Source organism: Allocoleopsis franciscana PCC 7113 (genome assembly GCF_000317515.1).
Lineage (GTDB): Bacteria > Cyanobacteriota > Cyanobacteriia > Cyanobacteriales > Coleofasciculaceae > Allocoleopsis > Allocoleopsis franciscana.
Genome location: NC_019738.1, coordinates 6,707,005 through 6,732,065, shown reverse-complemented (window position 1 = coordinate 6,732,065; position 25,061 = coordinate 6,707,005). Strand labels below are relative to the sequence as shown.

Below are 25,061 nucleotides of genomic sequence, written 5' to 3'. Positions count from 1 at the left end.
ATTATGCTCAATACACCTGTTGCTTTCCTAATCTTCAATCGCCCTGACTTAACAAGTATTGTCTTTGATGCGATCGCTCAAGCCAAACCTAAGAAGTTGCTAGTAGTGTCAGATGGTCCTCGCCTCCCTGAAGAAGCAGAGAAGTGTCGGCAAGCCAGGGCAATTATTGAGCGAGTTGATTGGGATTGTGAAGTTTTAACTAATTTTTCAGAAATAAATTTGGGATGTAAACATCGCGTTTCTAGCGGATTAGATTGGGTTTTCTCACAGGTTGAAGAAGCAATTATTTTAGAGGATGATTGCTTGCCAGCACCATCTTTTTTCTATTTCTGTCAGACTCTGCTCGAGCATTACCGACATGATGAGCGGATTATGCATATTAGCGGGAATAATTTTCAATTTGGTCAGAGTCGAACTGAATATAGTTACTACTTCTCAAAATATCCCCATATTTGGGGCTGGGCTTCTTGGCGTAGAGCCTGGAAACACTATGATGTTCATATAAAAACTTGGTCACCCTATAAAAAATTAGAAATACTTTCTTCTTTATGCGAAGATTCCTATGAAAAAAAGTACTGGATAGACATCTTTGAACGTGTATTTAAGGATGCTGTAGATACGTGGGATTATCAGTGGGTTTATGCCTGCTGGTGTCAAAATGGTCTAGCAATATTGCCTGACTCAAATCTTGTATCTAATATCGGTTTTGGGATCGATGGAACACATACTTCTAATAGTGAAAATCCGTTGTCAACATTGCAACTAACTAATATTTGGAAAATACAACATCCGCCATTCGTCGTTAGGCACACAAAGGCTGATAATTATACATTCAACTCTGTCCTCTGTCCTAAAAATATGAAAAACCCTAATTTAGTAAGTGTGAATATAAAAAAAATATACACCGAGTTAAGTAACATGATTAAGTTTTAAAAGTTTCATCCATAAATGTTCTATGAATTCTCAATCTTCAATAATACGAATCTATGACAAATGGCGTACTTGGCTTTATATACGAGAGCAAAAACGTCAAATAGATTTATATATAAACAATAACCGCAAACCTTGGACAGAAGGATACTCTCTATTTAAAGAAAAGTTTATTAGCCAATCACTTAATAATGATCATCTTATAGATGATTTTAAGAATTGTTTGCCATTACCTCAAGGCTATGGTGAGTTTTTGGATGATAGAGTTGTTGAATATCCTTGGTTTATTTCACGTATTACCCAAAAACCAGGTAGATTACTTGATGCAGGTTCAGCACTTAATTTTGGCTATATCCTCCAACACCAAAATCTCTTAGGCAAGGACATTACAATTGTAACCCTAGAACCTGAAGGATATTGTTACTGGCAGAAGCGAATATCTTATGTATTTTGTGACCTCCGCGATCTCCCATTTAAGGAAAATTTCTTTGATGATGTTGTTTCAATATCAACTATTGAACATTTAGGAATGGACAACTCAATTTATTCATCCAATCCAAACTTTTTTGAAAAAAACAAGTTTGATTTTTTGAAAGCTATAGCAGAACTGAAGAGAGTAACTAAACCTGGAGGAAGAGTTTACATTACTGTACCTTATGGCAAATACACAGATTTTGGTTGGTATCAGCAGTTTGATGCTAAGATGATTAACCTGTTGATCGAGACTTTTGCTCCAGATAAGCTTATTGAAACCTATTACTGCTATGAATCAGGGGGTTGGACAGTTAGCGACAAGCAGTATTGCCAAAAATTTGAAGGTTTCAATATCCATGATACAAAATATTTTAATCCAGAAAGCACGAAAGATTATGACCCTGACTATGCTGCTGCTAGTAGAGCTGTTGCTGCTTTAGAGTTGTGGAAGTGAGATTTTATATGAATAGACAATTTCCTTATACCTTAGAACAAGCCGTAAGTTGGTTACGTGAACAGCCCGATCAACAAAACCTTGTCTATCATTGTTATTACGATGATCCCTTAGAATCAGCGGCTCAGCGGTTTAGTAATAGCGAAGAATGGAACGCGATCAAGCATCTATTGCGAAAACATCTTCCTAGCAAAGTATTAGACATCGGAGCAGGAAGGGGAATTGTTAGCTATGCTTTTGCTAAAGCTGGATGTTCCGTCACAGCTTTAGAACCTGACCCTAGTGCGCTAGTTGGAGCTAAAGCTATTCAGGATTTAGTTGATAAAACTAATTTGCCTATTGAAATCCTTCAAGAATACGGCGAAACATTACCCTTTCAAGACAATTACTTTGATGTTGTTTACGCACGAGCTGTACTCCATCATGCCCAAGATTTAAAACAATTTTGTAAAGAGGCCGCACGAGTCTTGAGGCGCGGCGGTGTTTTTTTAGCAGCTCGCGAACACGTCATTTCTAAAAAAGAAGACTTGCAACTCTTTTTAGATTCTCATGCTTTACACTCTCTCTATGGAGAAGAAAACGCTTATCTATTGCAAGAGTATACAGACGCCATTAGCTCAGCAGGATTAAAGCTCCAAAAAGTGATGGGCCATTATGAGAGCGTACTTAATTATGCACCAATGACCCAACAAGAGTTTCAATCGATGACTACATCCAGGCTTACTCATTTTCACATTGGTACCAAACTATCTAGTTTGCTGGCTTCCCAAGAATTCATAAAGCAGTTTTATGGCTGGCATCTCTCGAAAAAGTTGGATACCCCTGGTCGTCATTTTTCCTTTTTGGCATTCAAAAATTGAATTGTTGCAATTTATATCATGATAGGATTTAGGCTATTTTTCTGCTATTCATAAGAGAGTTTTCTATAAAGAAATTTTGACTTTGTTTTTTATATTTAAACATGCAAAACAGTATTAATTATTGGCTTCATTTTGTTTATTATCAGGTGCTTTATTCCTCTTATGATACTCAATTTAATAGACTCAAAGCGAACATTTTGACTAAAATATTTTATAAAATTATTAAGTTTAGCGATCCTTTAATTAGCTATAAAATAGCTGGCTTTGACTTACTCCTTCCTTTTTCTCACCAATTACCCTTTATTCTAAAAACTTATCCTCTGTACTCTTCAAATCTTGCAAGACTTGCTAAGTATGTAAAGCAAAAATATGAAGATTTAAAATTTATTGATATTGGAGCTAATATTGGCGACTCTATTGCTATCTTAAGAAAAGAAGCTGAATTTCCTATTTTGTGTATTGAAGGAGATGACCAATTTTTATCCGTATTAGAAAAAAATGCTACTCTTTTTTCAGAAGTTTATATCATTAAAGCCTACCTAGGAGAATGCAGTAATAATATTAGAGGAACCACTATAAAACAAGGTGGTACCGCCCATCTCAGGGAGAATAAGGTAGGAGACAATATTATAGAAGTAAAAAAACTATCAAATGTATTAAAAGATTATCCATCGTTTTTCCAGTCTAAAATGATTAAAGTGGACACTGACGGTTTTGATTGCAAAATCCTCAGAGGTGCTGCTGACTTCCTTAAAAGCACAAAACCTATCATCTTTTTTGAATATGACCCATTTTTCTTAGCCAAGCAAGGAGATGATGGAATTTCTATTTTCAATGATTTGAGTAGCTATGGTTATAAAAATTTATTAATTTATGACAATTTTGGAGATTTAATGCTATCTGCCAATATCAGTAATTCTAGCCTTTTAGAAGAACTTCATTTATATTTTTCAGGTCGATTGGGACATCGTTACTGCGATATTTGCGCTTTTCATACTGAAGACAATGATTTGTTTGAGATAGCAAGAGAGCGCGAAATTAAGTTTTTTGAAAATCTTAGGGGAAGAAAAGAAGCCAATAATGCGTATTCTCTATGATGGTAAAATTTATAAGATTTATAATGAACACACACCGGGAGGTGTAATTCGGTATTTTACCAATTTGATTAGTAGGATACCCCTAAGTTTTATTCCAAATTTAACTACAGTTCAGCAGCAAAATATTATTTATCCAGTTCATTCTAATCTAAAAATTTGGAAATATAAGCCATTTAGACCAGGAAGGCTATATCGCAAATTAGAGAAACATTACTTCAAAACGATCGCAACCTTCAATTCCTTCGATCTTGCTCATCCAACCTACTATTCGTTACTCTCAGAGCAAGAACTCAACGAATATCGCTATCCTGTTGTGCTGACAGTCTATGATATGGTTCACGAAATATTTCGCGATAAAATAGACCCCAAGGGTGAACATGGTGAACTAAAACATAAAGCCATTTCGTCCGCTGATAGAATAATCTGTATTTCTGAAAATACAAAGAAAGATTTAATGCATTGGTATTCAGTACCGGAAGAAAAAATAACGGTGACTTATCTTGCAGCCGGAATAGATGCAAGTCTGTCTTGGGGAGATGGCTCTGTTCCCTCTCGTCCCTACTATCTTTATGTAGGTAGCCGTGACGCTAGTTATAAAAACTTCGATACCTTATTATTAGCTTTTGCCAACGTAGCATCTATTAATCCCGATGTTATGCTTGGTGTTGTTGGTTACCCGTTTTGGGAAACAGAGAGCAAACGAATTGCTGAACTTAAATTGAGCGATCGCATTGAACTCTACACCTATGCTAGCGACGCCCATTTAGCCAAACTTTATCGTTGCAGTATTGCTTTTGTATATCCTTCTCTCTATGAAGGCTTTGGTATTCCTACTCTAGAAGCCATGTCCTGCGGAACCCCTGTTGTTGCATCTAACTGCGCCAGTATTCCTGAAGTCGTCGGAGATGCTGGTTTAATGTTTAACCCCAATTCCGTTAGCGATTTAACCGATATTTTACTGTTTTTGCTCGATAGCCCCACAGAACGCGATCGCTTAATTACCAGAGGACACCAAAGAGCCAAAACTTTTAGCTGGGATAAAACTGTAGATAAAACTGTGGAGGTTTATCAGTCAGTCAGCAACTGAATAGGCTTTGAAAAATAATATAATTCAGGATTTTTTTTGTTAAAGATTACTTTTAGAATGAAAATTATAAAATGTTTAATTTAACCAAAAGTCTCGTAAGAAAATTTTTTAAATTATTTGGCTTTGAGATTTACCGTCATAGACAAGCGATCGCGCAAACTTCTAGAGCTTCAATGTACGCTTGTCTTCGCCAAGCTTGCCAAAATGGGCTTCAACCTAAAACCATCATTGATGTTGGTGCAGCTAGCGGAACTTTTGCCTTATATGAGGTATTTCCTGAAGCCAGACATATCTTGATTGAACCACTTGAAGAATACATCCCTCACCTTAATTCTTTGGTGGATAAGCTGGAGCAAGCTGAATATATTATTGCTGCTGCGACGGCTAAACCTGGTAATCTGGTGATCAATGTCCATCCTGACCTGGTAGGGTCATCCTTTTATAAAGAAGATGAAGATTCTGATGTCAATGGTGTAGAGCGAACGATTCCTGGAATGCCCTTGGATAATATTTGCTCTGAACGGGGGACAGAAGGACCATACCTAATCAAGATTGATACGCAAGGTTATGAGTTAGAGGTCTTAAAGGGCGCACAGACAGTCCTGAAAGACACAGAGCTTGTTATTCTTGAAGTCTCATTTTTTGAGTTTTTCAAAGGTGGGCCACAAGTCTATGATTGCCTGAGTTTTATGAAAAATTTGGGCTTTGTCCCCTATGATATATTTGACTTGCAATATCGTTTGTTAGACGGAGCCATGTCTCAAGTTGATATCGCCTTTGTTCGTGAGCAAAGTCAGCTCAGAAAATATCATTTTTATGCAACACGAGAACAAAGAGCAGAGCTGACTAAACAATTCTTAAGCTGACTAGAATTCAGTCGTAACTCAATATGGTTAAGGATTTACCAAAAATTTCAATAGTAACTCCTTCTTTCAATCAAGTCGAATTTATTGAAGCAACGATTCAGAGCATCCTAAACCAGGGATATCCCAACCTTGAGTACATTATCATTGATGGCGGTTCTACAGATGGTAGCGTAGAAATTATCAAAAAATACGAAAAGTACCTTCACTTCTGGTGCAGTGAGCCAGATGCTGGGCAATATGATGCAATTAATAAAGGCTTTGCTCACTCCACAGGTGAGATTATGGCATGGCTTAACAGTGACGACATGTATTGTTCTTGGGCACTAAAAACAGTAGCCAGCATCATGTCCGAACTGTCTGAAGTCGATTGGTTAACCACCCTCGCCCCCGCTTATTGGGATTGGTATGGATTTTGTTATGGAATTACTTCGATCACTGGCTACTCTCGAAAAGCTTATCTCGATGGTTTTTATCTACCTGGTGAGCATAAAACTTGCCTAGGGTGGATTCAACAAGAATCTACCTTTTGGAGGCGTAACCTTTGGCAAAGAGTGGGTGGATTTATTGCTAGTGAGTTTAGTTTAGCTGGCGACTTTGATCTGTGGTCTCGCTTTTACTCCCATGCAGATTTATACGGAACTCCTTCGCCGCTGGGTGGATTTCGTTATCAACCCAATCAAAGGAGTCGTCAGCTTGAGAAATATTTAGTAGAGGCTCAAAAATCCCTAACTCAAATGCGGACTTTATTCAACTGGTCACCTAACTATTCTCGAAGTATTGCACTGCAATTGAGACTCAATAAAATTCCTAAAGTCCGTACACTGAGTCAGCCAATGTATAGCTATGTTGGGAAACGTATTGTTAGAAAGAACCTGGACTCACCAGATAGTTACTGGAAGGTTGAAGAATATAAATTTTCTTAGTAAGTTATAGGACTGTCTTCAAACTCAAATTTTACATCATTTTGAGAGCAGGCGGGAAATCTATTCCACGGACGTTTTAGTACCGATCTAGGTTGTCTGGTAGGAGCGGTGAATCCCTTCATGATCACTCAATCATTCTTCCCTAGCATGAATTTTTGAGCGATCACGCCTTGCTGTTGCACAAGAAGCGGCTGGAACTATACACCAGAGCGATACGTCGAGCTATGGGAACGGGTGTTACAAACTCCGATGTGCGTTAGTGTAGCGGAGCAATATAGCAATTTCCTTTCAGCCTGCTACACATTCAGATTTTTCTCACAATCCTTCCCCGCTATCGATAGTCTTCTAGCGGAAAAAAAGGAGTTGGGTAAAGCGGTGCGATCGCTTCTTTTCTCATCGCTCGATAATTCATCCTGATCTTGTCAATTTGAACTGAATAACTTGACAGAGTTAGGCGAACCTTTCTATTGCCTCAAAGAGTTTTGCACTGTGTTGCATCACAATTGGTTGATTTAGCTAGGGTATCTCCACGAACCCATATTCCAGCATGTTTCATTTAGCCTATTTTGTTTCTCACCCGATTCAGTATCAAGCGCCTTTGTTAAGACGAATCGCTGCCGATCCAGATATTCAGCTAAAAGTATTTTTCTACAGCGATTTTTCTTTGAAGGCATATCAAGATCGCGAGTTCGGGCAGCTAATTGAGTGGGATATTCCTCTAACAGAGGGTTACGATTACCAATTTCTAGACTGCTGGGGCAGTAAGCAATGGCGCAGCTGGCGGCAGCAGCCCGTTGCTAAAGACATTTTGCAGCAACTAAAACAGACGCAGTTTGATGCAATCTGGGTACATGGGTGGTTGCACATTTGTACCATACAAGCAATTTTGGCAGCCGAGCAGTTGGGTATCCCAGTTTTGCTTCGGGGAGAGGCTCATGGACTAAAGGAAGCAACTGATTCGATTAAAAAGTGTGCCAAAAAAGCGTTTCTCACTTGGTTATTTAAGAAGGTAGCTGGGTTTCTTTATATAGGGAAATTGAACTACCAATTTTATCAAAGCTACGGAGTGAGTGAGAAGTGTTTGTTTCCTATGCCCTATGCAGTCGATAACGACTTTTTTCAAAAGCAGGCAATGCTAGCTCGTACTAATCGGGAGGAGTTGCGTCAGTCTCTTAATTTAGAGTTAAGTAGGCCGATTATCCTGTATACCGCCAAACTAATTGACAAAAAACGACCGCAGGATTTACTGGCTGCTTACCGATTGTTGTCATCGGATGGAGTACAGGAACCAGAAGCATACTTGCTGTTTGTGGGTGATGGGAATTTGCGATCGCACCTGGAAGCTGAGGCGAAGGCAACGGGTTGGCACTCAATTCGCTTTTTAGGTTTCCGGAATCAGTCAGAACTACCCGCTATATATGATTTGTGTGATGTGTTTGTTCTGCCCTCTGGCTTTGAGCCTTGGGGCTTGGCAGTAAATGAGGTGATGAATGCAGGCAAAGCGGTAGTGGTAAGCGACAAAGTTGGCTGTGCTCTTGACTTGGTACTAGAAGGTGAGAATGGTCGAACTTTTCCTGTAGGAGATATCGCTGCCTTAGCCGAGGCACTTCATTGGGGAATTCAGCATTCCAAATCGGCAGAGAATATTAGCTTAAAGCGAATTCAAAGTTGGAGTTTCCAGGAAAATATACAGGGTCTTAAACAAGCCTTAGATTACTTGATGATTGAGTCAGCATAAATGAAAAAAGTTTTGATTGTTGGACAAACATTAGAATTGGGTCGCACGGAAGAAGTCTACGGACGAGGATTTTCGGCTGCTGGCTGTGAGGTCAAGCACTTTATTTGGAAAGAGGCTGAACCCACTTTATTCTCTCGTTCTTTGGGGTATAGAGTAGCTTGGCGCGTCGCGTGGCAACTACTGGCAAGGTCGGCAAATCAGAAAATGATTGAAATTACGAATCAGTTTAAGCCTGACTTGACTTTTGTCATTGGACCTAATTTAGTGCAACCTAGTACTATTCAGGCTCTACAGCAGCACAGTTTAGTTTTTGTCTTTTTTACAGATAATCCTTTAGATCATCATCATACTCATAGTAATGTTTGGGTACGGCGGGGATTACCGCTGTGGGATGCTGTTTTCATCTGGAGTCAAAAATTAGCTGAAAAACTGATTTATCAGGGTGTCAAAAAGGTTTTATTCCATTCTTTTTGTAGTGATATGCAGTATCACTTCCCTAAAAGACAGGCTAACCCGATTTATGACGTTGCTTTTATCGGGAATTGGGATGCTAGCCGCAAACGGGAACAGTATCTAAAAGCAATCAGTCATTACCAATTAGGAATTTGGGGTTCTGACTACTGGATAACGCATTGTCGGGAAACCTCTCTTAAGAATTGTTGTAAGGGAATGTGTACTTATGAAGAGATACCTGAAATTTTAGGCTCTGCCAAAATCGGTTTAAATATTCTGCGCCCCCAAAATGAAACGGGACACAATATTAGAACGTTTGAGATTCCAGTTTCAGGGACGCTAATGCTCAGTGAACGCTCTCAAGATTTACTTAATTTATTTGAGGAAGATCGAGAAGCTGTTTACTTTTCAAGTCCTGATGAGTTGAAGCAAAAAGTCGAGTATCTTCTGCAAAATCCTAATTTAATTCAATTCATCGCTGATGCTGGTTATAAGAAGGCTCTCACACACACCATCACTGAACGAGTTGCAGAAATAGCCAGCCTGTATGAACAACTGAAATCTACCCACATGGAGGCTTACTCTTAATGGACGCCAAGACTTTCTATGAAACGACAGCTATCCGAAACAGTAGTAATAGTAGCGACATAATCCCCCAGGCTACTTCTTTTGTCGGGAAATGGGGTAGCAAATCGCGAATTCAAATTACTTACGAAATGCTTTCTCCCTATGCGCCTTTTGGTAACTTTCTAGATTTAGGATGTGGAGGTCTTAGCAATCTCATCACACTAGAAAATCTATTTGAGAAAGGGTTTGGAGTAGACATAGCTGCTTATCCAAGCTGGGAACCTTTAGCGCCTCGATTTAAGACCTGCGAGCATAATCTCGATACTGGCGCGCTCCCATTTCCTGATGAGATGTTTGATGCTGTAACTATCTTAATGGTTTTGGAGCATGTTTTCGACCCCTTTACAGTGGTTGAGGAAATTGCCAGAGTCACCAAACCAAAAGGATATCTGGTTATCAATGTTCCCAATATTGCCTACATTAAGCATCGTCTTGGGCTTCTGGTGGGTCGATTGCCAGTCACATCTTCAGTGAACTGTTGGGACATGCGAGAGTGGGATGGGGGACACATTCATTATTTCACGTTAGAGCGGCTAACTTGGTTGCTACAAAAGTTTGGTGGTTATCAAATATTGCAGGTACAGAGTAGCGGTAAATTAGGATCATTCAAACGTTCGGTTCCGGGTTTACTTTGCAGTGACCTTCAACTGCTATGTCAGAAAACCATTAAATCCTAATAATACGGATTAGATTTTTATCCATTGAGATGGATGTAGAAAATTGAGGGATACCGAATGAATGCTCAAGAACTACAGCTTCAGTACTATAGCCAAGATGCTGGAAATTATGCGGAAAAACACGTTCATGAGAATGACGATCATCTAATTGCTTGCCAGTTAATTCGGTCTCTATGTTCTGGAATGGATGTCACTAGTATTCTTGATACCGGGTGCGGTACCGGGCGGGGTGTTAGTTATTTCAGAACTTATTTTCCGCAATGTCGAGTAGTAGGCAATGATATATCAGCAGACTTATTGAAAGTAGCGACTGAGCAATACCTAATCCCACAAGATAATCTCATCTGCTGTAGTAGTTACGAATTGCCTTTTGCCGATAACTCATTTGATATTGTGACAGAGTTTGGCATTTTGCATCACGTTGCTGAGCCAGAGCGAGTAGTAACTGAGATGGTGCGAGTAGCTCGTAAAGCTATTTTCATCAGTGATAGCAATCGATTTGGACAAGGTAGCTTGCCATCTAGCTTAGTTAAGTTACTGCTCTATAAAACTGGACTTTGGTGGCCTCTTCGGAGGATGGTCAATGGAGGTAAACGATGGAATTATTCTGAAGGAGATGGGATTTACTACTCCTACAGCGTATTTGATAATTTGAACATTTTAGAAAATTCATTATCAAAAGTGTTTGCTATTCCTACGAAGGCAGCTCGAAAAGCAGCTATATCTCCCTTGTTATTTGCTCCGCATGTACTACTTTGTGGCTTTAAGCAGTGAAACTTGTTGTCTCCGTATTTGGGCGTTTTCATGCCTTTAACTTAGCCCAACAATTACAACAAAGAGGTTGTTTACACAAGCTAATCTCTACATATCCGGAGTTTGAAATTAAAAAGTATGGGATTGAGCCTACTTTTGTCGATTCTATATGGCATGTAGAATTTCTCTCTCGTGCTTGGCAGAAACTACCTAGTTGCATCAAAGGCGATCGCAACCTGCAACTGTGGTTTTTAGAGAATTTTGATCGATCAGTTGTACGTTGCTTATCGCCTGGATTTGATGTGTTTGTGGGATGGTCGGGTGCTTGCTTCTGGTCGCTGCATCACGCCAAACAAATGGGGGCGAGGACGGTGATTGAACGCGGTAGCAGTCACATGGAGTACCAAACCCAGATTCTGCAAGAAGAGTACGAACGCTGGGGAATGAATTTTACAGCGACTCATCCTGGCGTGTATGAGAGAGAAGTGCAATCTTATGCTGAAGCCGATCGCATTGCTATTCCTAGCCTATTCGTTAAGCGTACCTTTTTAGAAAGGGGCATACCAGAAAGCAAGCTGATTCATGTTCCTTATGGAACGTCTCTGGCAGAATTCTATCCAGTCCAAAAGGTAGATAAGACTTTTCGGGTGATCCACTGTGGTAGTATCACGCTGCGAAAAGGCGTGCAGTATTTGTTGCAAGCTTTTTATGAGTTGAACTTGCCTGATGCTGAGTTGTGGTTAGTGGGTTCGCTCGATCCAGAAGTAGAGCCTTTTTTAGCGAAGTATCAGAGCGATCGCATTATTCTCAAAGGTAAACAACCTCAAAATCAATTGCGATATTTCTATTCTCAATGTTCTGTATTTTGTTTGGCATCTATTGAAGAAGGTTTGGCAATGGTACAGCTTCAAGCAATGGCTTGTGGTTTACCCATTATCCATACGACTAATACAGGCGGTGAAGATATCGTCCGAAATGGTGTAGATGGTTTTTGCGTACCAATTCGAGATGTGGAAGCACTCAAAGAGAAGATTCTCTTTTTCTACAAAAATCCGGATCGGCAGGCTGAAATGGGAAATAATGCATTAGAGCAAGCTCGGAAATCTCTGTCTTGGGATGACTACGGACAAAAGATAGTCAATGCTTACTCAACGATTGTAGAGCAAGGGTGTACTTGAGTTGATTGTTATGCTTGTTTCGTTAAATTTACTTGGTTTATAGAAACCGAACTTAGGAGTTAGATATGAACAAACCCGAACGCCACATTCAAGCCTTTATAGGGCATTTTTTGGATTTGTATAAAATTGCATCATTCAATTTCATAAACCCTCACAGCTACACAAAGTTTCGCCAAATTAAAAGCATCAAGGAAAAAACTAGATCGACTGTATTCATTGAGACGGGAACCTATCGAGGTGTGACAACTAAGCGGTGTTCTTCTCTCTTTGAGAAAATTTATACTGTAGAGCTTGATGAGAACCTTGCCCTAGAAGCTGCTGCTTATTTAGCTGACGAGAAACATGTAAAAGTTATTCAGGGTGATGCATTAGAAGCATTACCCAAAATCTTAGAAGATGACAGTGTTAATAACGTACTAATATTTTTAGACGGTCATTTTTCCGGCGGTGAAACGGCTTGTAGTAATTTACCAGAACCAGCTATTGAAGAGTTAAAAATAATCTCTAAATATAGCAAGAAAGTCAAGGGTATTGTTATTGATGACTTTCGATTGTTTGGCACAGAGCATGGCTTTCCAACAAAGTCTGAGTTAATAAAAGCCGCAGAGAGCTATTTTGATGGCTATGAAATCATTGTTCATTTAGATCAATTAATCATTGCTAAGTCTAAATAATTGCACCTAGTTTTTTCTTTGAAGAGAAACGCTATACAGAGAACTTGTTTGGAGATGAAAATGAATCCAGCCATAGAAAGTAAAATTCGACCTTTAGCCGCTGTCCCCTACAGAATGATTCTAAGTCTTACAGGAATTAACCTTCTAGGGATGGGGAGAAATCTTTCAGGACTAGCTCCTTACATTCGTGACTGGGTTGCTTATAACCAGGCTACTGCTCCCAAAGAGTCTTTCAGCATTAGACTAGCAGATCTTCACCCTCGTCTTAGCGATCGCTACGATAGTGCAGGGACTGCGAGTGGTGACTATTTCCATCAAGACCTTTGGGTGGCTCGAAAGATATTTGCTGCTAACCCTGGCGAACACTGGGATATTGGCTCGCGGATTGATGGCTTTATTGCACATCTTTTAACCTTTCGTACTGTCAATGTGATTGATATTAGACAGTTAGAATCAAAAATTTCTGGGCTAATCTTCCACCAAGGAGATGTGACAGCCCTTCAAACACCCGATAACTCCATTGAATCCCTTTCCTGCTTACACGCTATGGAACATGTAGGTTTGGGGCGTTATGGAGACCCCATCGATCCTTCGGGATGTTTTAAAGGGATGCAAGAACTTCAGCGAGTTCTGGCTCCTGGTGGAAAACTTTACTTCTCTGTCCCGATTGGTAAAGAAAGGCTTGAGTTTAATGCTCACCGAGTCTTTGACCCGTTCACAGTCACTGAAACGTTTTCATCCCTTGCACTGGTTGAGTTTGCAGTTGTCAATGAACAGGGCGATTTAATTGACTCGGCAAAACCAGAGGATTTTCGCTCTGTACGCTCAGCTTGTGGGCTATTTATTTTTGAAAAACCTGCTACGCCATTAAAGGAGTAAGAGCGTATGTTTTTAGTTTATCCTCAATTACCCAGAGCCGGTTTAGGAAATATGCTCTTAGTTTGGGCTAGGGCAGTTTTATTTGCCGATATCAATTCTATTCCTGTTGTTGCCCCAAGTTGGGGCCAAATTCGGATTGGAACCTATTTAAGAGGTGAACGAGATAAAAGATATTATGGAAATTTATTCTGCAATAAAACTTACCTCTCTAAAATCAATTATTTATTCGATATTGCCACTAAAAAAAATGTTTCTCATAACCCTGCTATATCTAAACTGGATTTATCTAATTTAGAATTAAAAGAGATAGGTACTCATTTATTTATTTTTGATAGCGTACCTCATTGGAGTGACTACTTCATAGATTTAAAAGAGTATCAACCGTTTATCAAGCAGAAATTACTATCAAGTATTCGTAATTCTGTACTGAAAACTATTGATAATCGCCCAGCGCCACAAATTGGTATTCATATTAGAATGGGCGATTTTAAGGTGCTTAAACCAGGGGATGACTTTACCAAACTAGGTAATGTCCGCACTCCTATGACTTGGTATGTCAGGGTGATTGATGCCATCCGCGAAATTGCTGGGTATGAGGTGCCTGTAACTCTATTTTCAGATGGTCAAGATCGCGAGCTTTGCGAACTATTAAACCTTCCACAAGTTTCTCGATCGCCCTCTGATTCAGCTCTCGCCGATATGCTTACCTTGTCTAAAAGTAAGTTGTTGATTACTTCTTCAGGAAGTACATTTAGCGGTTGGGCTTCCTATTTGGGACAGTGCCCTACTATATGGCATCCGGCACATTTTCATGCTGGTGTTTTTTCTCATAACATCAGCCGAACTGTTTTTGAGGGGGGGTTCGACCCTGAATTAATGACAGTTCCAGATTTACTGATTGATAACATTAGAGCAGCATTTTAGCTTTTTTATGTTCGATACACCAATAGTCACAACTGCTCGTTCCGTAAAATCCTTGCTAGAAAGACTGCAAGCTGATAGTTTGATTACGGTTGGTCGGTCTTTCTATTATTCCGTATGTTTAAGGGATACTGGCAGTAATTTTGTTCGCAAACGTTTGAACGGCGAAATCTACAAGTTGGTTCCAGATTTAGCCTTATCTAAGGATACTTATGAGCCTCATATTGTAGCTTGGCTAAAGCAATGGCTGAAACCAGGAGATAGCTTCTGGGATATTGGAGCCAATTGGGGTTTAATTTCACTACCAGCCGCCACAATAGTTGGTACCAGTGGTCGAGTAATTGCCGTTGAACCCAGCCCGTCTAATCTCGCTTGGCTCAAACGACATATTGCATTGAACCAGTGTGAAACTATTGTGACTGTGCTAGAAGCCGCAGTCTGTGAGCAGCATGGGGGGTCAGTTAGCTTTAGCTTGCTTAATGATGGTCGCTCTCCTAGTAACTCTCTGATGTTTTCTAGCTCTGTCAATGGAGAATCTCCTGAAGTCAGTCAGCAAATTAACGTACCAGCAATCAGTTTAGATAGCCTTTTGGCTGAACAGGGCCGCTCGCCTAAAGTAGTCAAGATAGATGTAGAAGGAGCTGAATTTAAGGTTCTCAAGGGAGCCACTAAACTTCTCAACAGCGATTCAGCTCCTATCTTAGTGCTGGCTGTCCATCCCTTCTGGCAAGCTACACCAGACGATTGTCAAGAAATGGTCAACCTATTGAAGGGTGCAGGGTATCAAATACTCAACCGTCAGGGTTCTCGTGTAGAAGCTTTAGAGTATGACGAATATCTGTGTCTACCTTCTAATTCATGAGTGCGATCGCTAAATTAATTAAAGGTGGTGCTTGGCTAACACTTGCTAATGTTGTTTCCAAGTTAGCAAGTGCTCTAGCACTACCATTATTGGCGAGGCTTTTAGGGCCTGAATCCTTGGGGATTTACAGTGTGGTGTTCTCACTCGCTCAGTCGGCTCAAGCATTCAGTACCCTGGGTGTAGACGTTGCGATGGAACGCAATGGTGCTCAACATAAGACACTTGGGACAGATGCAGTTGGACGGCTGTTCGGTGTTGGACTATCTCTAATCTGCCTGGTTAGTGCTGTGACAGGCTTAGGGATTTGGTTTTTCCGCGAACCCTTAGCTAAGCATTGGCTAGGGCAACCTGATGCCATACCCTGGCTAGGGACAACGGGTATCTTAATCGCGCTGCAACCCTGGGGCAATGTTCCTTTGCTTTTTTTGTCCAGTTTGCAAGACTTCCGTGCCTATGCTTTACGCTCATCCCTTGGTATGATTGTTAGCAGTACGGCTACGGTTGTATTTGCTTGGAAATTTGGGCTGGCTGGGGCTGTTCAGGGACTACTTTTAGCCGCAATTGCCCAAATTGTCTGGAGCTATCTCATTATTAAACCTGTACTTAGGGGTAGGGGAATTCGTCTGCGACTTGATCGATTTTGGCAGGAGTCGCGCTCTATTCTCAAATTTGGCTTTCCTTACTATTTGGGGAATACGCTGCTGGGCAGTTTAGTGGGCTTGCCCTTAATGGGATTAGTGAGTCAGTACGGAGGCTTGGAACAATTAGGATATTTACGAGTTGCTCAAAGCATGGCTGCTTTGATTGGCTTTATCCCCTCAGCCATTGCTCCAGCGGCAATTTCATACCTATCTGCTAGTTCAGCAGATAACGATCAATCCTATAACTATCTTAAATCTGTACACCTGAGAGGTATATGGGCTTTACTTTTAGTGCCCACAGGTGCAGTTTGCCTCCTTCTACCAGATCTCATTAACGGGTTATTCGGAAGCGCTTATCAACAAACTACGGTTCTGGCTTGGTTATCTCTATGGATATCAGCCCTGGCTGGCGTTACATCTGTATTAGTGCAGTACTTAGTGGTAGCTGGCAAAACGGTTAGGGTTGCCTGGGCAAGTTTGTTAGGAGTGATCTGCTGGATTATTCCTGCTTTTGTCTTAGTACCTCAGTATAGTGCTTTAGGTTTTCTACTAGCTCAAGCCCTTGGTCAAATGGCTGGATTATTGGTTGTTTTTCGTCCGGCAATTGTTGACATCAAAAAAGACAGTATCGTCTTAAAAAATTTAATATTTTTGACAGTTAATTTGTTTTTTTGTACGTTAATATCACTCTGGCTGAAAATTGATTATTTCACCAATTATATCATGGTTATATTGACAATATTAACTTTTTCTTTTCTTTTATTTAAGCATGGTCTTTATAATTTTGAAAAGTTAAGAATTAAAAAAATAAGCTACAAAAAATAATGAGTCAATTCTAAGCATACAAAATTAATTCCAGTTTTTTGGAAAATCTAAGGTTACACCAAATTTTAGTTTTAAAACTTCTGAAAAAGAGCGAGAAGATGAGCCAAATAACTGACCATACTCCCTTAGACTTTAACCCTACTCAATATCGCAACCAGAGTACAGTTAAGCGTAAAATTTTAGACCAAATCGTTTACCCATTTTCAACCCGCCTCACGAGTTGGATTAAGGTACTTGCCTATCCAGAACTCTCCAACCTTTCGTTTAGCACCGACCATATTTTATTTGGCGATCGGGGCGCGGGATTTATTTCTCTCATGAGATTTTTAAGAAGCTTTGTATCTTTACCGACTTCTGATGTCCTCATACAAGGGTGTGGACTCGGTCAAGAAGCACTGGCATGGTCAAAAGTTGGCGTCTCTTCTTGTGTAGGAGTAGACCAATTTAACTTTAAAAAAGCTTGGGAGCAAATTGCTCAAACAACCAATGGGACACCGATTAGCTTTGTTAGAGATGATATATGCCAAACACAACTTTCCAGCCAAAGTTTTGACATCATCTCTTCATTTGCGGTCTGGGAACATGTCAAGGATTTTGATGCTCTTATAGAAGAGAGTAGACGGTTAATTAAGCCTAAAGGAGTAGTTATGTCTGCCTTTGGGCCCCTTTGGTATACGTTTAGTGGTGACCATTTCTCAGCGGCTGGAGGTCTAGAACATGGATTTAATCATCTCCTACTAAGTCAAAAAGACTATTTCGAGTGGATTGATTCTTTCCAACGACAAGATAGTTGGGCAATTTCAGAGGAGAGTTATTTTGAAATCCGCCGACATATTCGTGAAGGGCTGTTTAGTTATCTCAAACCTAGAGAGTATATACAAAAAGTTGAGAAAAGCTTTACTCGCTTATGTACCATTGCAATCATCTCTCCCGAAAGTTTAGCGTTTCGTGCTGCTTATCCTCAAAAATGGCAAAAAATCCTGAAACAAAATGAACTATTGGAAGAGGATTTATTAATAAAGGGGTTAATCGTGTTTCTCTCCCCCTGTAATTAATTTAGATGAAATTATCAGTCAATCAACAAAATTCCTGGGTTTGGCAAGCAACTGAGCTAACCGCAATTCCTTGTCCTATCTGTAACGCTGAGAACTATAAAGCGATTTATTCTCGTGCTGACAGCCTTGATATTGTTAGCTGCCAATCTTGCTCGTTTCGCTTTGTTCAACCGCAGCCGTCACAACGCGAATTAAATCGATTTTATCAAGAAGGGTACTTTTCAGGGGGTCATGATTTTCATCAGGGCGAGGATTATTTTAATTCCCGAAAAAGAGCGATCGCACAAGAAGAAGTAACTGGATGGCGTTTTCTCAAGAGTCATGCCGATTTGTCACAAAAAAGACTACTCGATTTAGGGTGTGCTGATGGTGCCTTGCTAGTTTTGGCGCGGCAGTATGGGGTTAGTCAAGTCGTTGGTGTAGAAGTTAGCGCTGATGCTGCTGCCTATGGACGCAAGCAATACGAATTGGAGATTCTAGAAGCCTCGGCTGATAGTCTTCCTCTTACCGAGCAAAGTTTCGATGTTGTGACAGCTTTTGACCTGATTGAGCATGTTCGTCATCCAGCCCAACTTTTCAGGGAAATCCACCGAGTTCTTCAGGTTGGAGGGATATTTGTAGGAGGTTGTCCGGATATGGGCTGCTTTGACGATTGGGGTGGCGAGTGGAGTGGTGTACGCAGAAACATGGAACATCTCAGCTATTTTGATGATCGCACTCTCTCGAAACTGGCAGAACAAGCCGGCTTTCAAGTCATCCTACTGGAATATAGAGGGTTTCCCCTAGGGCTTAAACAATATAAAGATTTTCATGCCGTAAAATCTTACTCACTGATAAGCAAAGGCATACAGCCTAATATTTGGATTTATAACACCTGGCAAAAGTTAAAAGTTAAAGTTAAAAATCCTTTGCATCGACATGAATTATTATTTGTTCTTCAAAAGGTGTAGGTATGAGCAAACAAACCATTGGAATGCTGGTTTATTCAAATCCAGATTACTATCCGCCAACAGTAAACGCTGTTCATCTTCTATCAGAGCATTTTGATGTCATTTTAATGGGTCGCAATCAAGACCCCCCTGATGTTGAATACCCTTCTAATGTTACAGTTCATCGCTTGGGGCGATATACATCAGTTAGAGAACGAAAGCAAGCTTCGCCTCGGGCTAAGTTTTTGGAATATATAAATTTTGTTGCCCAATCACGTCGCCTTCTCAAAGGTGTATCTCTAATTTATGCCTATGATGCTTATGCCTATACGGCTGCTTACCTTTGCCGTCTAGCGCAGCTCCAGCCAATTCCGCTCATTTACCAAAGTCATGAAATTGGCGATCGCTTATCTTCTCTGTCCTCGTTATCTGGATGGGTTCAAAGAGCAGAGCAAGCTTGGATACACCAAGCAAAAGTTATTATATTTCCGGATAAAGATAGAGCTACCTTTTTTCAAAAAGCAACTAATCTCAAAGAGCAGCCAGTAATTGTTCCTAATTTTCCCTTAAAGTCCTTCTTCTGCCTTCCCAATGATTGGACTTCAGTACTCCAAAAGCGTTGGGAATCTATCACTTTATTTTATAGAGGTACGATTTCAGATACAAGTGCAATGAGAGAGATTGTAACCTCTGCTTCTATTTTAAAGAATAATGTCTGCATCAAGTTTGTCGGATTCCTTAATGAGACTGATGCTCAAGAACTTGAGAGCTGGGTCAATCATCTTAATATGTCACCTAACTTTTCTTATTTAGGCACACTACCTTATAACGATTTAACACATAAGACATTGATGGCAACAGTAGGATTTGCTCTTTATAAAAATACAAGCTTCGATCGTGTGGCTTGCGTTACTGCATCCAACAAAATATATGAATATGCTGCCTGTGGCGTTCCTGTAATTGTCAGCGATTTTCCCAATTATCGAGAATATCTCTCTGGCGAGCCTTGGGTGCGTTTTGCCAACCCTGACGACCCTCAATCACTTGTATCTGCTATTCAAGATATCCTGAGTGATTTTGAGAATTATAGAAAGATGTGTTTAGCAGCAAGAGCTGCCTTTGAACAAAAATTTAATTACGAATCTGCCTTTTCACCGATAGTATCTCATATAAAAAATCTCGTAGATTCTCAAAAATTTTTATGTGTTTAAATCATTGCTCATGATAAGGCTAGGTAAGAGCTATGTATGATTATGACCCGACTCAGCCTTCACCCGAACAATTACAAAAACAATGGAAAAGTATCCTTAAAGAACAAAAAAAACAATTAGCAAATCGACGTTACCTTAAAAGACTACGTTGGGTTTTGCTATTTGCTTTAGTAGCAGGCAGTGGTTACTTATTGGATAAGCGTCCAGCATCACTTTCACTTGACAAGGGACTCTTGGCATTAGGCATAACCTGGATGGGGTTTCTACCCAGTCTCCAGTATTTACTAGATCGCAATCGACCACCCATGCCTTTTTTCCCACTGGTGGGAATTTTTTATGCTACTAGCTTTGGTTTACCGATGTTTTCTAGCGCTAAAGCAGTCGAAGAGCGTTGGTCTATAACAAATATCAGTGTTACAGCCCTAACCGTGGTGTTATTGGGTGTAGCTGGGATGAATCTTGCCTTTTTTACATCTAAATCATCGCTGTGGAAAAAAGTTTCTCCTATTCGTTTATCTGAGTCCTATACAGTAGGAAGACTCCTCACCTTACTATGGGTGTTGCTTTGGTCACATATAGCTTTTATTTATATACCAGCGATTCGACAAATTCCGTCTATAGGACATTTTCTAGAGCCTGTAGGATATTTAGCTTATGGAATGTTTTTTATTCTTTACTCACGCGGTTTATTACCATCAATTCAAACTTGGATACTAGTGGGTCTATGTGTTCCCCTTGAAATTGTTCAACGGTTTACTAGTGGTTCTTTGGCTCAATTAATGCTATTAGGGCTGTTTACAATTATTGTTATTTTTTACGAACGTAAGCGTATCCCTATTATTTTCATAAGTATTACTCTTGTATTTTTTATGGCATTCAATTCTGTAAAAGGAGAGTATCGTAATTTAGTTTGGTTTGGGGGTTCAGCTTCTTACTTAAGCCCTGTAGAAAAAGCTCAATTATTTATAGATCTTGCCCTAAAACACTATCAGAATCAGGGTCTTACATCAAATGATGATAGCTCTGTTGATTCTACTGATGGGGTTATAAGCCGAACAGCACACATTATTGTCTTTTCCGCAGTGGTAGAGGATACGCCAGCAAAAGTTCCTTACTGGGGGGGTGAAACCTACTTACCATTACTAACAAGTTTTATTCCCCGCGCTTTATTGCCTAATAAACCTATAGACAATACTGGTAATACTTTTGGTCGTCGCTATAACTATTTAGCTCGTAATGATTTTACTACGTCATTTAACTTGCCTTGGATTGTAGAAATGTATGCCAATTTTGGAACTTGGGGTGTATTGATAGGAATGTCTTTAGTTGGAGCGCTTCTGGCTTTCCTTGATCAAAAGTTCAATCATTCAGGAATGAGTTCGCTGGAATTTGTAATAGGCACTACAATTTTGTTTCGATTAATTTACCAAGAATCAAATTTTTCTCTAATGATTGGAGGCTTAATTCCTTTTGGTGTAGCTTTATATGTTTTGTTTAGATTGTTTTTAAGTGGGCAAAAAAAGCCTGTTTCCTTAATTCATGATTAACCGGAGTAAAAATTAAGAAATGAAGCTGGAAGAAAAGTGTATTCATTTATGGCTACCCAACCTTTTTGAGTTTAAGGGAGGAATTCAAGTTTATCTCCAGGATTTACTGGAAGGATTAGTCGATGAATTTCCTAATTTATCTCTAGCTATTTTTGATCAACTTGATAGGAGTAAACCCAAAACCAAATTTAATTCAGGAAATATATCATTTGCATTCAGTGGCGGTGTTCCTGATTTATTGCGGATACCCCACTTTGCTACAAATCTCATTGTAGGAACACTCACAAAGCAACCAAACCTAATTATCTGTGGTCATCTCAACTTCGCGCCCGTCGCTTTTTGGCTTCATCGCTTGACAGGCATTCCCTACTGGATACTTGTCTACGGTGTGGATGCCTGGATGGTTCAAGATAAATGGAAAATAGAAGCATTACATGCAGCAGAAAAGATTGTTTCGATTAGTAGCTACACACGCGACCGCTTAATTAAAGAGCAAAGCTTGCCTTTCGATAAAATTCCCCTTCTGCCAGTCACCTTTGATGCTAGCCGATTCGAGATTGGTCATAAGCCCGATTATTTACTGAAGCGCTACGGCTTAAAACCTGAGCAACCAGTCATCCTAACGGTTACACGATTAGCAAGTGAAGATCGCTACAAAGGGTATGACCAAATCCTGCAAGCTTTACCTGAAATTCGGCGTCAGCTTCCAGATGTTCACTATATGCTAGTTGGCAAAGGTGACGATCGCCCCCGCATTGAACAATTAATCGCTCAACTTCATCTGCAAGACTGCGTGACATTGGCTGGCTTTATTCCTGATAACGAAATTGGCGATCATTACAATCTGTGCGATGTCTTTGCCATGCCCAGCAAAGGTGAGGGGTTTGGGATTGTTTACCTGGAAGCCTTAGCTTGTGGCAAACCTACCTTAGGGGGAAATCAGGATGGTGCCATTGATGCACTTTGTAACGGTGCATTGGGAGCTTTAGTTGAGCCAGATAATGTAGGAGCGATCGCCCAGACGATTGTTCAAATCTTGCAAGGTACTTATCCCAATCCACTGATTTATCAACCTGAAGCTTTACGCCAAAAAGTTATTGATACGTTCGGATTTGAGCGTTTTAAACAAACTCTTGCGGAGTTAATGCAAACTTTTCCAATTGACTCTAAATCATGAAAGTGCTTCATGTTATTCCCTCGATTGCTCAGGTTCGAGGTGGTACTAGTCAAGCAACCCTAGAAATGGTTAAGGCACTGCGCTCACAGGGTGTAGACGCTGAGATTGCTACGACTAACGATAATGGTTCTGATTTGCTAGAGGTGCCCTTGCAGCAACGGATTGAGTACGAACAAGTGCCGGTCTGGTTTTTCCCTCGTTTCTCTCCCTCTATTAAATCTCTAAGGGAATTCGCCTTTTCCAGACAACTGACTACCTGGCTTTGGCAGCACATTACTGATTACGATCTATTGCACGTCCATGCCATTTTTTCCTATGCATCTACAGTGACAATGGCGATTGCCCGCCTCAGACGCCTGCCTTATGTTGTTCAACCTCATGGTCTACTCTGCAATTGGTCTTTACAACAAGCTGCTAGCAAAAAGCAGATTTACCTCACCCTAACCGAATACGCCAACCTCAATCACAGCCAAGCACTTGTCTTCACTTCCCAGCAAGAACAGCAACAAGTATCCCAGCTTGGTTTGAAGCCTCCCAGTTTCATCCTCCCGCTTGGTCTCGATCTACCTTCTCCTATACCAGATGCTCGTCACCGACTGCGGCAATTACTGAACGTTCCGGAAGATGAGCCTGTGATTTTGTTCATGTCTCGCCTGCACCCTAAAAAAGGCTTGGACTATCTCATATCGGCGTTGGGAAAACTACGCGATCGGCGCTTTACCTTCGTTCTAGCCGGGAGTGGTTCTTCTGATTATGAGGCTGAAATTAACAATCTTTTAGTTTCTGTTGGCATTGACGAACGCACTTATCGTTCCGGATTTGTCGAAGGAGAAATGAAAGATTTATTAATGCAAGGTGCCGATATCTTTGCTCTAACATCTTACTCCGAAAACTTTGGCGTTGCTGTCCTAGAGGCGATGGCAGTGGGTCTACCAGTTGTTGTTACTCCTGGTGTTGCTTTGGCTTCGGTGGTGGAACAGTATCAACTGGGCTATGTAGCAGAACTTGATGTTGCTGCGATAACATCTGCTATTCAAAACTACCTAGACCATCCACAAGCGGCTAAACAAATGGGCAATTATGCGCGTCAAATCATTCTTGAGCATTACACTTGGGAGCGTATAGCCACCCAAATGATTAATGCTTACACTTCTGCTTCTTTAATTGAAAATTGAACCTATAAAGTAGACTGGAAAATATGGATATCAAATATCAGTGTCCAATTTGTGATTTTGATCAATATTGTAAGCCACTCGCCTCAATGGCAGAGAAATATGTGGCGATAAAATGTAGAGAATGCCAGGTAGTATCAGCCTATCCAATACCTTCTTTAGATGAACTCAATGAATATTACAGTAGCTATCAACCTACACAAGAAACTCCTGAGAGGCTTTCTACATTAGTTGAACTCCATGAAGGCATACTAGAATACTTAGTTGCAAAAATTGGACATCGAGAAAATTTATCTTTCCTAGATTACGGATTTGGTGTTGGTGCATTTCTTAAGCAAGTTGCTCAAAAAGGATTTCATGCATACGGAGCAGAGTTTAGCAAACAAAATTGCGAACAACTCGAAAATTTTTCTCGACAGAATAACACGCAAATTCATACAATCCAATTATCTGATACTCCTTTGGAAAGTTTATCAGGTAAAAACTTCGATTGTATAACTCTATTCCAGGTAATCGAGCATATTATAAATCCCTTAGAGCTGCTATCTTCTCTATCATCGCTTCAAAACTCAGGAGGTATTCTCTACATTGAATGTCCAAACAATGATGCACTTTATCTAAAGGTCAAGAACGCGATTAGGGAACAAGTCAATCGAGGAGACTTTTTTGATAGCCTGAATCCACCGCAGCATTTATACGGCTTTAATAGACACTCTATGCAGGTACTCCTTGAAAAAGCTGGATATATGCCTCTTGAAATTAGCGATTACTTCTATGCTGATGGTCTACATCAGGTAGAAACTCTCCTTTGGTATCCTTCATTTCAGAACTTACTGCAAAATAGAAGTGCTTGGAACTTTTACGGAATTTCTAAGTCTCTGATTGGATTCTTCGAGCCTCTAGCTTCAAAATTTTTAGGAGCTGGGGGTGGGCTTTATGCCGTAGCTCGCAAGAAATAACGGTAATTTCCGGCTAGAAGCCCTAACATTCATCTTGAATAAATCTGAGTTCAGCGTAATATCAAGTTACGTTCAATCATAGTCGGTTGGGT

Annotated in this window: 24 protein-coding genes; all 24 read left to right on the top strand. The window is 40.2% G+C overall.

Annotated elements, in window-relative coordinates:
- The first annotated feature begins 3 nt into the window (after positions 1-3).
- The 24 genes from MIC7113_RS27685 (at position 4) to MIC7113_RS27570 (ending at position 24,969) form a co-directional block, all read left to right on the top strand.
- Complete coding sequence (locus tag MIC7113_RS27685) at positions 4-933, top strand: hypothetical protein (RefSeq protein ID WP_015185505.1); 930 nt, start codon at positions 4-6, stop codon at positions 931-933.
- A 22-nt stretch (positions 934-955) separates the two neighbouring features.
- Entirely contained in the window at positions 956-1,858 is a 903-nt protein-coding gene (locus MIC7113_RS27680) for a class I SAM-dependent methyltransferase (RefSeq protein ID WP_015185504.1), read from the top strand.
- 8 nt (positions 1,859-1,866) lie between these two features.
- The gene (locus tag MIC7113_RS27675; RefSeq protein ID WP_015185503.1) at positions 1,867-2,718 is read left to right on the top strand and encodes a class I SAM-dependent methyltransferase; all 852 of its coding nucleotides are present in this window, start codon (positions 1,867-1,869) and stop codon (positions 2,716-2,718) included.
- Between the two features lie 101 nt (positions 2,719-2,819).
- Positions 2,820-3,815 carry an FkbM family methyltransferase gene (locus MIC7113_RS33885; RefSeq protein WP_015185502.1) on the top strand — a complete coding sequence of 332 codons (996 nt, stop codon included), beginning with the start codon at positions 2,820-2,822 and terminating at the stop codon, positions 3,813-3,815.
- Positions 3,799-4,902, top strand: coding sequence for a glycosyltransferase family 4 protein (locus MIC7113_RS27665; protein ID WP_015185501.1), 1,104 nt, complete (start codon positions 3,799-3,801; stop codon positions 4,900-4,902). Before MIC7113_RS33885 ends, MIC7113_RS27665 begins: the two co-directional genes overlap by 17 nt.
- Positions 4,903-4,973: 71 nt before the next feature.
- Entirely contained in the window at positions 4,974-5,768 is a 795-nt protein-coding gene (locus tag MIC7113_RS27660; protein WP_015185500.1) for an FkbM family methyltransferase, read from the top strand.
- 23 nt (positions 5,769-5,791) lie between these two features.
- On the top strand, positions 5,792-6,691 hold the full coding sequence (locus MIC7113_RS27655; protein ID WP_015185499.1) for a glycosyltransferase family 2 protein: 900 nt from the start codon (positions 5,792-5,794) through the stop codon (positions 6,689-6,691).
- A gap of 547 nt (positions 6,692-7,238) precedes the next feature.
- Positions 7,239-8,429: a glycosyltransferase family 4 protein gene (locus MIC7113_RS27650; RefSeq protein WP_015185498.1), complete on the top strand. Its 1,191-nt coding sequence runs from the start codon at positions 7,239-7,241 to the stop codon at positions 8,427-8,429.
- Positions 8,430-9,470: a CgeB family protein gene (locus tag MIC7113_RS27645; RefSeq protein WP_015185497.1), complete on the top strand. Its 1,041-nt coding sequence runs from the start codon at positions 8,430-8,432 to the stop codon at positions 9,468-9,470.
- Entirely contained in the window at positions 9,470-10,186 is a 717-nt protein-coding gene (locus MIC7113_RS27640) for a class I SAM-dependent methyltransferase (protein ID WP_015185496.1), read from the top strand. The genes MIC7113_RS27645 and MIC7113_RS27640 overlap by 1 nt, the downstream gene beginning before the upstream one ends.
- Before the next feature lie 57 nt (positions 10,187-10,243).
- Complete coding sequence (locus tag MIC7113_RS27635) at positions 10,244-10,960, top strand: class I SAM-dependent methyltransferase (RefSeq protein ID WP_015185495.1); 717 nt, start codon at positions 10,244-10,246, stop codon at positions 10,958-10,960.
- Entirely contained in the window at positions 10,957-12,117 is a 1,161-nt protein-coding gene (locus tag MIC7113_RS27630) for a glycosyltransferase family 4 protein (RefSeq protein ID WP_015185494.1), read from the top strand. The genes MIC7113_RS27635 and MIC7113_RS27630 overlap by 4 nt, the downstream gene beginning before the upstream one ends.
- Before the next feature lie 65 nt (positions 12,118-12,182).
- A complete protein-coding gene (locus MIC7113_RS27625) occupies positions 12,183-12,791 on the top strand; it encodes a hypothetical protein (protein WP_015185493.1) in 609 nt (202 codons plus the stop codon).
- A gap of 60 nt (positions 12,792-12,851) precedes the next feature.
- Entirely contained in the window at positions 12,852-13,670 is an 819-nt protein-coding gene (locus MIC7113_RS27620; protein WP_015185492.1) for a DUF268 domain-containing protein, read from the top strand.
- 6 nt (positions 13,671-13,676) lie between these two features.
- Positions 13,677-14,594, top strand: a complete 918-nt coding sequence (locus MIC7113_RS27615; protein WP_015185491.1) for a glycosyl transferase — start codon at positions 13,677-13,679, stop codon at positions 14,592-14,594.
- A 7-nt stretch (positions 14,595-14,601) separates the two neighbouring features.
- The gene (locus MIC7113_RS27610; protein ID WP_015185490.1) at positions 14,602-15,453 is read left to right on the top strand and encodes an FkbM family methyltransferase; all 852 of its coding nucleotides are present in this window, start codon (positions 14,602-14,604) and stop codon (positions 15,451-15,453) included.
- On the top strand, positions 15,450-16,919 hold the full coding sequence (locus tag MIC7113_RS27605; RefSeq protein ID WP_015185489.1) for a lipopolysaccharide biosynthesis protein: 1,470 nt from the start codon (positions 15,450-15,452) through the stop codon (positions 16,917-16,919). Before MIC7113_RS27610 ends, MIC7113_RS27605 begins: the two co-directional genes overlap by 4 nt.
- Positions 16,920-17,017: 98 nt before the next feature.
- A complete protein-coding gene (locus MIC7113_RS27600) occupies positions 17,018-17,974 on the top strand; it encodes a methyltransferase domain-containing protein (RefSeq protein WP_015185488.1) in 957 nt (318 codons plus the stop codon).
- Positions 17,975-17,979: 5 nt separating this feature from the next.
- Entirely contained in the window at positions 17,980-18,924 is a 945-nt protein-coding gene (locus tag MIC7113_RS27595) for a class I SAM-dependent methyltransferase (protein WP_015185487.1), read from the top strand.
- Positions 18,925-18,926: 2 nt separating this feature from the next.
- Positions 18,927-20,114, top strand: coding sequence for a glycosyltransferase (locus tag MIC7113_RS27590; RefSeq protein ID WP_015185486.1), 1,188 nt, complete (start codon positions 18,927-18,929; stop codon positions 20,112-20,114).
- Positions 20,115-20,146: 32 nt separating this feature from the next.
- Entirely contained in the window at positions 20,147-21,661 is a 1,515-nt protein-coding gene (locus tag MIC7113_RS27585; RefSeq protein ID WP_015185485.1) for an O-antigen polysaccharide polymerase Wzy, read from the top strand.
- Between the two features lie 19 nt (positions 21,662-21,680).
- Complete coding sequence (locus MIC7113_RS27580) at positions 21,681-22,838, top strand: glycosyltransferase (RefSeq protein WP_015185484.1); 1,158 nt, start codon at positions 21,681-21,683, stop codon at positions 22,836-22,838.
- On the top strand, positions 22,835-24,013 hold the full coding sequence (locus MIC7113_RS27575; RefSeq protein ID WP_015185483.1) for a glycosyltransferase: 1,179 nt from the start codon (positions 22,835-22,837) through the stop codon (positions 24,011-24,013). The genes MIC7113_RS27580 and MIC7113_RS27575 overlap by 4 nt, the downstream gene beginning before the upstream one ends.
- 23 nt (positions 24,014-24,036) lie before the next feature.
- The gene (locus MIC7113_RS27570) at positions 24,037-24,969 is read left to right on the top strand and encodes a class I SAM-dependent methyltransferase (RefSeq protein WP_015185482.1); all 933 of its coding nucleotides are present in this window, start codon (positions 24,037-24,039) and stop codon (positions 24,967-24,969) included.
- Positions 24,970-25,061 lie beyond the last annotated feature (92 nt).

Excerpts from the sequence above, each read along its gene's own strand:
- MIC7113_RS27595 (WP_015185487.1), top strand. The coding sequence starts at position 17,980 with ATGAAATTATCAGTCAATCAACAAAATTCCTGGGTTTGGCAAGCAACT.
- MIC7113_RS27655 (WP_015185499.1), top strand. The coding sequence starts at position 5,792 with ATGGTTAAGGATTTACCAAAAATTTCAATAGTAACTCCTTCTTTCAAT.
- MIC7113_RS27660 (WP_015185500.1), top strand. The coding sequence starts at position 4,974 with ATGTTTAATTTAACCAAAAGTCTCGTAAGAAAATTTTTTAAATTATTT.
- MIC7113_RS27620 (WP_015185492.1), top strand. The coding sequence starts at position 12,852 with ATGAATCCAGCCATAGAAAGTAAAATTCGACCTTTAGCCGCTGTCCCC.
- MIC7113_RS27665 (WP_015185501.1), top strand. The coding sequence starts at position 3,799 with ATGCGTATTCTCTATGATGGTAAAATTTATAAGATTTATAATGAACAC.
- MIC7113_RS27580 (WP_015185484.1), top strand. The coding sequence starts at position 21,681 with ATGAAGCTGGAAGAAAAGTGTATTCATTTATGGCTACCCAACCTTTTT.
- MIC7113_RS27590 (WP_015185486.1), top strand. The coding sequence starts at position 18,927 with ATGAGCAAACAAACCATTGGAATGCTGGTTTATTCAAATCCAGATTAC.
- MIC7113_RS27575 (WP_015185483.1), top strand. The coding sequence starts at position 22,835 with ATGAAAGTGCTTCATGTTATTCCCTCGATTGCTCAGGTTCGAGGTGGT.
- MIC7113_RS27570 (WP_015185482.1), top strand. The coding sequence starts at position 24,037 with ATGGATATCAAATATCAGTGTCCAATTTGTGATTTTGATCAATATTGT.
- MIC7113_RS27685 (WP_015185505.1), top strand. The coding sequence starts at position 4 with ATGCTCAATACACCTGTTGCTTTCCTAATCTTCAATCGCCCTGACTTA.
- MIC7113_RS27650 (WP_015185498.1), top strand. The coding sequence starts at position 7,239 with ATGTTTCATTTAGCCTATTTTGTTTCTCACCCGATTCAGTATCAAGCG.
- MIC7113_RS27675 (WP_015185503.1), top strand. The coding sequence starts at position 1,867 with ATGAATAGACAATTTCCTTATACCTTAGAACAAGCCGTAAGTTGGTTA.
- MIC7113_RS27645 (WP_015185497.1), top strand. The coding sequence starts at position 8,430 with ATGAAAAAAGTTTTGATTGTTGGACAAACATTAGAATTGGGTCGCACG.
- MIC7113_RS27635 (WP_015185495.1), top strand. The coding sequence starts at position 10,244 with ATGAATGCTCAAGAACTACAGCTTCAGTACTATAGCCAAGATGCTGGA.
- MIC7113_RS27585 (WP_015185485.1), top strand. The coding sequence starts at position 20,147 with ATGTATGATTATGACCCGACTCAGCCTTCACCCGAACAATTACAAAAA.
- MIC7113_RS27610 (WP_015185490.1), top strand. The coding sequence starts at position 14,602 with ATGTTCGATACACCAATAGTCACAACTGCTCGTTCCGTAAAATCCTTG.
- MIC7113_RS27605 (WP_015185489.1), top strand. The coding sequence starts at position 15,450 with ATGAGTGCGATCGCTAAATTAATTAAAGGTGGTGCTTGGCTAACACTT.
- MIC7113_RS27615 (WP_015185491.1), top strand. The coding sequence starts at position 13,677 with ATGTTTTTAGTTTATCCTCAATTACCCAGAGCCGGTTTAGGAAATATG.
- MIC7113_RS27640 (WP_015185496.1), top strand. The coding sequence starts at position 9,470 with ATGGACGCCAAGACTTTCTATGAAACGACAGCTATCCGAAACAGTAGT.
- MIC7113_RS27625 (WP_015185493.1), top strand. The coding sequence starts at position 12,183 with ATGAACAAACCCGAACGCCACATTCAAGCCTTTATAGGGCATTTTTTG.
- MIC7113_RS33885 (WP_015185502.1), top strand. The coding sequence starts at position 2,820 with ATGCAAAACAGTATTAATTATTGGCTTCATTTTGTTTATTATCAGGTG.
- MIC7113_RS27680 (WP_015185504.1), top strand. The coding sequence starts at position 956 with ATGAATTCTCAATCTTCAATAATACGAATCTATGACAAATGGCGTACT.
- MIC7113_RS27600 (WP_015185488.1), top strand. The coding sequence starts at position 17,018 with ATGAGCCAAATAACTGACCATACTCCCTTAGACTTTAACCCTACTCAA.